Source organism: Frankia sp. CeTa3Moorea, from assembly GCF_978021225.1.
In genome coordinates this window covers 83014-91806 of record NZ_CDXDOR010000001.1, presented here as the reverse complement: position 1 = coordinate 91806, position 8793 = coordinate 83014, and the positions used below count along the sequence as shown (strand labels likewise).

Sequence of the window (8793 nt, the reverse complement as noted above, 5' to 3'; positions counted from 1 at the left end):
GGCCATCCCCTGTATCGGTGTGGACGGCCTCGGTGTGGACCGCCTCGGTATCCCCCACGAGGGGTTCCGTGCCGCTGGCCCCGGCGGCTCCCGTGGTGCCGGCGAAGCCGGAGCTCGCGGGCCCCGGACCGGTCGGCGCGGCCGGGTTCCGGCCCGGTCCCGGCCGAGAGGGAGCAGGCGCGTGGGCCGCCAGCGCAGCCTGGAGGCGTTCGGCCACCTCGCCGGGCATCGTCAGGGCCGCCAAGCGGGAGAGGTCCGTACGGACCCTGCGGAGGGCGACCATCGACTCCTGGCATGAGACGCAGCCCTCGATATGCTCGCGGACGGAGCGGGGGAGCGGCTCTCCGTCCGCGAAGGCGTCCAGCAGCTCGGCGTCCGGGTGATGCACGTGCGCGCGCAAGCGGCGACCCGCCGGGAAGGGATCGGAGGGAGCCGCCGGTCGGCGTCGGTCCCCCGCAGGCTCAGTCGCCATTGCTGATCACCTCCTTCGGCAGATCCGGATGGCGTCGGCCGCGCCCGCGGGGCCGCGGCCGATGGGCCGACCTCCGGTAACGGGCTGCTGCCCCGGTGAGCCCGCCGCATCCTGGTGTCTTCCTTCTGAGACGGCGGGCGAAGCCGCCGGGTTCCCTGGCCGGGGGACCCATCAGGACGGCGAGCTGCGCGCGACCGCGCGAACGCCGGCTTTTCACCGTCCCGACCGGAACTCCCAGCAGCCCCGCCGCCTCGGCGACGGGTCGTCCTGCCACGTCCACCAGCACCACGGCGGTCCGCAACCCGGGCGTCAGCCAGCCCAGCGCCTCCTCGACGTCCAGGTGCAGGTCATGCTCGGCGACGCACCCGCGGGGATTGACCGGATCACGAATATGGCCTTTCGGGGTAGTCGTCATGGGCACCGTCGGGCGGGCGGTACGGCGGCGCAGCCCAGCTCGGCGTCGGGGCGGCCACCAGGACTTCGGCGGGTGGACCGACTCTCACCGTCCTCTCACCGTCCTCCCGTCAGGACCGGAACGTGATCTCCGCGATCGACCCGCGGTACTGCCCGGCGTTCGACGGCAGCGAGGTCAGCCACAGCACCCAGTACTGCGAGGGGTTCACGTCCGACGACATCGGCAGGACCACCGTGCCGCTGGCGCCCGACTTCTGGGCGACCACGCGGTCGAAGCCGTCGAGCGACTCCGACAGCCTGTCGCCGCTGCGCAGCTCGAACGACACCGGACCCAGGCTGCCGACCGTCACGGTGGCCGAGGTGGGCAGGATCTTTTGCGGAAACGCCATGCGCAGCCCGACACCCGGCTTGAGGTTGCCGAACGTCGCGCTGGTGTAGTTGCTCGTCGTCCACTCCGTCGACGTGTTCCCGTCGAACGCCTTGCCGACATCCGCCGGTTTCTCGGTCTTGGGTTCACCCGAAGGTGCGAGCGGGTCGAAGGAGTCCGTGCTGCTTGGCTTGAGGATGGTTCCGGTGGGGGTCGCCGGCACCGTGGTCGGGGTGCCGGGGTTGGCAGCGTTATTCTTTTCGCCGTTGCTACGCAGGGTGATTACGGCGACCACCGCGATTGCGACGACCACCACCAGAGCGATCCACGGCACGGCCCGTCCCAGCGACGGCCCGCCACGGCGCCTCGGGCCGGAACCAGGCGGGTAGCGGTCGGATCCCGCCGGGTAACCGCCACCTCCGGCTGGATAGCTGCGGTCGTCGTACCCGCTGCGGTCGTCGTACCCGCTGCGGTCGTCGTACCCGCTGCGGTCGTCGTACCCGCTGCGGCCGTAGCCGGTCCCGCCGCCGCGGGACCCGTGGGGGCCTTCCACCCGGGTGTCGTACCGGGCGTCCCGGCCGGGGCCGGGGTAGCCGGCGGTGTCGGCATAGCGGCCCTGCGCCGGGTAATCCCCCGGCGCGAGGTAGTCCGAGGATGCGAAGGTGTCCACGTCCATCGCCTCGGTGCTGGGCGGGGCGTCACCGAGGCTCATCAACCCGGTGTCGAGCACGGCGTCCACCGGGTTGATCGACTCCAGCTCTTCGACCAGGTCGGCCGCCGTGGTGATGGGCGCCCCGACCCGATCGTCGCCGAGGGTGGCCATGGTGATGGCGTCGAGATCACGCGGAACTGACGAGGCGACCTGTCGGGGAGTCCGCAGCCGGCCGCCCGAGGTGGGTGCGGTGGGCAGACCGCGGTCCCCGCCGAGGGGCCAGTAACCGGTGAGCCCGGCATACAGCAGGCCACCGAGCGCCCGGACGTCGGCCGCGGCGATCAGGTCGGGATTCACCGCCGTGGCGTCGGGGCCGCCGCCTGCGCGGTCGGCCGTGCCTGGGCCGGAACCGTCGTCCCCGCCGATCCCACTCTGGTCGGGCTGGTTGCCGTGCCCGTCGAGCTCCGTCGCGGGGAGGGAACCGTCGAGTTCCGCGAGCACCCCGCCGATCTCCAGGTCAATGACCTTGACGGTGCCGTGGCTGGAGACGATGACGTCACCGGGGTTCAGGTCACCGTGATGGATGCCGCGCTCGTGTGCCGCGGCGATGACTCGGGCCGCGGCGAGCACCACGGCGCCGGCCTGCTCCGGGCGTAGCGGCCCGTCGGTGGAAAGCTGACGCAGCGTCTTGCCGTCCACCCATTCCGAGACGACGTAGGAGATGCGTCGGGACTCGGCCGTGGTAGTGGTGGCGTCGTAGGTCGAGGCGGCGCCGGGATGCACCAGCCGACCGGAATTGATCGCTGCGGTGAGAAGCCGGCGGGCCGCCTGCTCCTGCTCCGGATCCGTGGCCGGCCCGCCGCCGCCCGCAGACGCGGGGCCGTGCTCGACGATGCGCACTGCCACCGGTCGGGCGAGCACCTTGTCGTCGCCTCGCCAGAGGGTGACGGGCCCACGGGTCGTCAACGCGGAGAGCAGACGGTAGCGGCGGTCGAGCACGGACTCGGCGAGGATGGCGGTGCCGGAGCGCGGCGTCGCACCCCGGACTCCGGGCGCGTTCGGGTTCACGTCGTTATCGACGTTCCCGGCCTGCGGTCGGTTGCTTCCGTCGACCACAGCGCCTCCGTCGTCCACGGGCCCGGCGTCCACAATCCGCCGTCGGGCTTCCCTACCTCACCCGGGCAGGGGTTCCGCCCAGCGTGCCGCCACCGTAGGCGGACACCCCGGGTACCCTCCGTCGCTCTGACCAGCCGCCTCGATGAACGAAGCGACGAGCGGGAGGCTGCGCCTGGTTTACCGGCGGCGTTGGGTGGGGCCCGCGCACAGCGTGTCCAGTGTACGAGGAGGTCAGAAGGATCTCGCGAATGTCTTGGGACAACCCGCCCATGTGTACCGACTGTGACGATCGGCGAGCCGATTCTTTCGGTGACGTGCGAGGATGCCTCGGGAGTAACGACGACAAGGATCTTTCTGGTGCCGGCGGGATCGGCTCGGCTGGCCCCTAGGTGCCATCACTGCCGGTCAGCCGCGTTGCGATGATCGCCCCGGCCGTCGGGACAGCCGGCCGCCGAGTCGTCCGTTCACCTCCGCCAGCAGGGCGTTGATCTCGTGTATCCCCATCCGGGTGGCGACCGCGAGGAAGAGCCCGCCTCCCACGGCCGCGGCGAGCACCACCGCGACCCCGGAACCAAGCCACCCCTCACCCACGACCGCGCGGGCACCTCGGGCGAGCAGCGACGCGAGGACGGCGCCGATCCCGGCCGCGATCGCGACCCGGGTGATGACCTGCACGGTGCGATTGCCATCGATTCCCCCGAGCCGCCGGTGCAACAGGGTGCTCGTCGCCGCGAGGCCCATCAGGTAGGCGGTGGCGAAGGAGAGCGCCAGCGCGACGGCCCGGTGCTCCTCGGGCACGACCACGGTGAGGACCAGAGCACCGATGACGTTCACCGCCACGACCCCGATGTTGACCAGTGCCGGGGTGCGACTGTCTTGGTAGGCGTAGAACACCCGTAGCTGTACCTGGAACAGGGAGAACGGCACGAGGGCCAGGGCGAAGGCGCTGAGGGTGTCGCCGATGTCCATAGCGTCGCCGTAGCCGGTCGCGCCGTGATGGAACACGGCGACGGCGATCGGCCGGCCCAGGGCGAGGATGAACAGGGCGGCGGGCACGATCGCGGTGATCGTGACCCGGGTCGCCATCGAGATGTCGGCCCGCACCAGGTCCCTGCGCCCCTGGGCGGCGTGCCCGCTCATCCTCGGCAACAGTGCGGTGATGACCGAGACGCCGATGATGGCGTACGGGAGCTGGAAGATCTGGTATCCGTACGTGTAGATCGTGTAGGCGGTCGTCGCCGTCGACAGGTTGACGATCACCAGGTAGCCGGCCTGGCTGATCACGACGAACAGCAGCGTCCACCCCGCCAGCCGAGCCGTCGAGCGCAGTTCGGGATGCCGCATGTCCAACCGCGGCCGGTAGCGGAAACCGACCTTGCGCAGCGAGGGGAGCAGCGCGAGGGTCATGACGACGACGCCCAGGGTCGTCCCGGCGGAGAGCACCGTCACCTGGGTGTCGGTGATGGCCTTCGGCCCGTCCACACCCGGCGGGCGCGGACCCGCGATGAAATAGGTGAAGCTCAGACAGGTGACGATGACCAGCAGGTTGTTCAGGATCGGGGCGAACATGGGCGCGGTGAACGACTGTCTGACGTTGAGGATCGCCCCGATCGTCGCGCCTACCCCGTAGAAGATGATCTGCGGCAGGAACCACCGCAGCATCGTGGCGGCGAGCGCCCGCTCGTCGGAGCCGGCGTGCAGGTAGAGGCTGATGATCCACGGGGCGATCAGCATGCCCACTGCCACGACGACCCCGAGGCCGAGGATCATGAGTGTGAGCAGCGACGACGCGAACGCGTTCCCCCCGTCGGGATCCTCCTTCGCGGTGCGGACCATGACCGGCACCACGACGCTCGTGAGGACGCCGCCGAGGAGCAGGTCGTAGAGGATGTTCGGCGTGGTGTTGGCGACGTTGTAGGCCTGGCTCACCGCACCGGTCCCGATCGCCGCAGCGATCGCGACGGTCCGCAGGAACCCGGATGCCCGGGAGACGATCGTGCCGATCGCCATGGTTCCACTGGCCCGGCCGAGGCCGGGCCCGGCCTTCGCCGGCCCGCCGGCCTGCCTGGTTGCGCTGCCGTGCTGTGCCGTTGCGCTGCCGTGCTGTGCCGTTGCGCTGCCGTGCTGTGCCGTTGCGCTGCTGTGCGGCGCCGTGCCGGTGTCTCGTCGGGCCGGTTCGGGGGGGATGCGGCGGACGTTGCTGCGAGGAAGTGCCACCGTCGGCTTGGACTCGCTCAAGGACGGACGACGGCGATCGTCGCCGTCCCGACGGGAACGGTCGGCTCGGGTGCGTCGCTCCGGACGCGCTGCACGGTCTGGGCGGTCTGGGGTGTCCCGCCATGAGGATCGTCCGATGGGGATGACGGGGCCGACCCCGGGCGGGGTCGGCAGCCGGCTCGTCCGCCCGTCGTCCAGCGGCGGGGTGCTGCGTTGCGATCGTTCCGGTACGCGTGGCCCCGGCGGCGGACCTCCTTCCGACGGAGGCAGCACATGGGGAGGCGGCGGTGGGCCCGATGTGGCGGGAAGCTTCCGGGTCTGCTCGCCGGCGGTCATGCGCGGAGCGTCGGGACCGGGGAGGCGGTCTGCGGATCGCGGATACCGCTTGTCACGGGGGCTCGCGGGATCGTCGTGGTGCGGGTCCGGGTGGCGCGGGCCGCCGTCATAGCGCGCGCCGTCGTACCGCGGGTCGCCCTGCCGCCGGTCTTCATGGCGCGGCGTGTCGAACCGCGGCGTGTCGAACCGTGGCGCGCCACGGCGTCCGTCCGGGTCAACCGGATGGTCCCGCTTCGGACGGTCCCGTTCGGAGTACCGGGGCCGGCGCGCGAGTCCCCGGTCCGGATCTGGCTGCTCCGGACGGATCTGCCCGGAATACCCGGCGTCGCGTGGGTCCCGGTCCGACGGTCCATCGCCGGGGCCGGTACCGCGATCACGCCGGGGGCCGGTACCACCCCTGCGATGCCGGGCCCCCGGCCGGCCTTCCTCCTCGACCGGCGTCATGGGCCGCTCCGTCGCCGTCGGAAGGGAGCTGTGGCCGCCGAGTCGTCGGTGTCCTCCTGGCTGTCGAGGCCGTGGCGAAGGGTGCCTCGGTCCTGGCCTTCATAGCGCCGGATGGCCGTCCGCACCACCGGCGTCGTCGTAGTCGAGGTGGCGGCTTCGCGCTTGTCGTCGCCACTATGCCGGGTCGAGACCGAGGCGGCCGGGGTGACCGGATCGACCTGGTTCACCGGGCCCACTGGGTCCACTGGGTCCACCGGGTCCACCGGGTCCACCGGGTCCACCGGGTAGAGCGGGTAGAGCGGGGCAGCCGGGTGGAGCGGGCCCGCCGGCCCGGTCGCCGCCTCGTGCGGGCCCGCCGGCCCGCCCAGGTCGTCCTTGGCCCCCCGCAGGCGGGCCCGCAGCCGTCGCGCCAGGCGGATGACGACCGCCAGGAGCAGCACGCCGACGGCACCGATGGTGATCGCGGTCGCGACGGCGCCGTAGACGGTGGATCGGACGAGAACCCGGTTCGGTGGCTCCGTGGACAGCGCCTGCCCGTCGAGGTTGAGTTTGCGGATCTCGAGGGGAAACGTCCCCGCACCCTCGGCCTCCATCTCGATCTCGACCTGAGCCTTCTGCCCTGGGGGAAGGCGGAGTGTCTGCCGGGCCGGCGAGCGCAGCCGGGACCGGTCGGTCGACGAGAAGGCGAGCACCACAGTGACCTCGTACTGGGTGTTGTTCTCCAGGGTGATCGGGACCAGCCCACGTCTGCTCGTCAGGTTGACGCTGCGGGAGGCCACCACCTGGATTCCGTTGCGGATCGCGGACGCCTCCCCGTCCACCTGCTGGCTCAACGACACACCGTCAACCCTGCGGTCTCCCCGCCACGCGGCGGAGGTCGCCGTGACAAGTGTGTTCTTCATCGGGTTGAGGAGCTGCAGCTGGCACCTGGGGCCGCGCCTGGGCGGGCACAGCACGGGGCTCAGGGCCTGCACCTCGTCAAGGACGTCCTCGACGGCGGTGAGGTAGTCGGCCGGCAGCTCGCGGGCCTGTGCCTCGGCCGGGTAGACAAGCCGGCCCGGCCGGTCGTCCGGCCGGCTCTGGCCCCCGACACCTGCGTCGAGTCCCACCGAGGTGGAGTAGCCGCTGGTGAGGGTGTCGAGTACCGACCGTGCCCAGTCGCTCGGCGGGTCCCAGTCCCGGGGCAGCGCCAGGACCTGGAACCGTTGCTCGGGCCGTTCGGCGGTGATCATGCCGAGCTCGGCCCGCAGGCGTGCCAGGGCCGTCCCGAAGCCGGGACCGTCGGGCAGCCCGGTGTAGGCGGTTGCGATCCTGGTGAGCCGGCTGTCGGCCGCGAGCGCCTGGATCGGTCCGGCCGAGGTGGCGAGGCTGACGGTCGCCGACGGGGTGTAGGTGATCTTCGCTGCGGAGGGTAGCAGCTGGTCATCGAGGATCACGGTCCCGACCTCCAGCTGGCGCAGTATGTCCACGGTGGTGGCGTCCGCCGACCCGTCGGCGGGATAGGCGATGGTGCCCTTCTGCAGGGGGTCACGCCCCAACAGGTGGGCCAGCACAACTTCGCCAGTCTTGACGGCGTACTTCACCGTGTCCAGCTTCCGGGCGCGGACGAGCGCGGTCAGATCGGCATCTCCGTAGGGCAGTGCGAACACCACGCCTCCCTGCTCGGCGAAGCGCACGATGTCGGAGAGGAAAAGGGCGGCGTTGGCGTCCGTCTGCGCATGAACGGGCCCGCCCGGGGTGGCGTAGTCGTAGCCGCCCGGCTGCGCCATGATGGTCAGCGCCTGCACCAGGGTCGGATCGACGGCGAGCGTGACCGGCGGCGTGGCGGCGGTCAGTAGCCGGGACAGCCGGCCGCCCGGCTTCACCTCGTCCGCGAGCGCGTTGTCGGTCAGCCGGCCGTCCGAGCGCAGGCGCGGCTGATCTGCGATCGGCAGGACCGCGGCGACCGGTGTCCTCGGCTGCTGTGGGTTCGGCGCCCAGACCAGGAAGGTGTAGGCCGCGCCGATCGGTGCCACGGCGCGGCCCCCGACGGAGCCGGTGACCCGTAGCTGGACCGGGTACACCCCCAGGCTCGGCGGCAGGTCCAGCGCGGCGCGATCGGCGGCGATCCGGAAGGGCACGGGCGCGGCACCCTGGGTGGGCGGGGCGGCCAGCGGTTGGGTGCCGTCGCCGTTCGCGAGGACCACCTGGCGGTAGCTGCGTGTTCTCGCCGCGGCCGGGTCATCGGTCAGAGTGGCCAGCTGCCCGCGTGAGGTCACCCTGGCGCCGATCCACAGGCTCATGGAGAGGTGGGCCAGCGGCTCCCCGACCGTGGTGATGAGCTGGCCGCTGACGGAGAGCATGGTCGAGCCCCCCGGGGTGGGGGGACTCACCTCATCCAGATCGATCGTCACCGGATTCGGCGGACCGCCGGGTCTGGCTGCCGTGCCACCCGGAGTGATAGATAGCGAATTATCTGATTTGTCGGTGGATGAAGATGTGGAAGACCGTGGTGTTCCCGTGGATGAACTGTGGTGGGTAACCGGTTCGACGAGGACTCCCCCGGCCGGCGCGGGGGTCGAAGCCGAGGCCGAAGCCGAGGCCGAAGCCGCGCAGAACCCGGGCACGGCCACGGCGAACAGGGCTAGCGCCGCGAGTATCGCCGCCCGGCGCAACGGCGCGCGACCGGTGGTGGAGATCGGCGGCGGCATGGGTTGATCGTACGAGTCCCCCGGCGACCAGCCGGCCCGCCTGTCCGGGACGCCGGGGTTACGGCTTGATTCCGCTGGGCCCTTC

General features: G+C 71.6%; 4 protein-coding genes and 1 pseudogene. All 5 read right to left on the bottom strand.

Annotation, left to right across the window (positions count from 1 at the left end):
- A pseudogene (locus tag AC08OV_RS00415) lies at positions 1-472 on the bottom strand (hypothetical protein); the annotation flags it as partial.
- Complete coding sequence (locus AC08OV_RS00410) at positions 462-887, bottom strand: sigma factor-like helix-turn-helix DNA-binding protein (RefSeq protein ID WP_476615592.1); 426 nt, start codon at positions 885-887, stop codon at positions 462-464. The pseudogene AC08OV_RS00415 and the gene AC08OV_RS00410, both read right to left, overlap by 11 nt.
- Before the next feature lie 109 nt (positions 888-996).
- On the bottom strand, positions 997-3021 hold the full coding sequence (locus AC08OV_RS00405; RefSeq protein ID WP_476615593.1) for a protein kinase family protein: 2025 nt from the start codon (positions 3019-3021) through the stop codon (positions 997-999).
- A gap of 405 nt (positions 3022-3426) precedes the next feature.
- On the bottom strand, positions 3427-5238 hold the full coding sequence (murJ, locus tag AC08OV_RS00400; RefSeq protein WP_476619117.1) for a murein biosynthesis integral membrane protein MurJ: 1812 nt from the start codon (positions 5236-5238) through the stop codon (positions 3427-3429).
- Positions 5239-6014: 776 nt separating this feature from the next.
- Positions 6015-8708 carry a DUF6049 family protein gene (locus AC08OV_RS00395; protein ID WP_476619116.1) on the bottom strand — a complete coding sequence of 898 codons (2694 nt, stop codon included), beginning with the start codon at positions 8706-8708 and terminating at the stop codon, positions 6015-6017.
- Between the last annotated feature and the right edge of the window lie 85 nt (positions 8709-8793).

Excerpts from the sequence above, each read along its gene's own strand:
- AC08OV_RS00410 (WP_476615592.1), bottom strand. The coding sequence starts at position 887 with ATGACGACTACCCCGAAAGGCCATATTCGTGATCCGGTCAATCCCCGC.
- AC08OV_RS00395 (WP_476619116.1), bottom strand. The coding sequence starts at position 8,708 with ATGCCGCCGCCGATCTCCACCACCGGTCGCGCGCCGTTGCGCCGGGCG.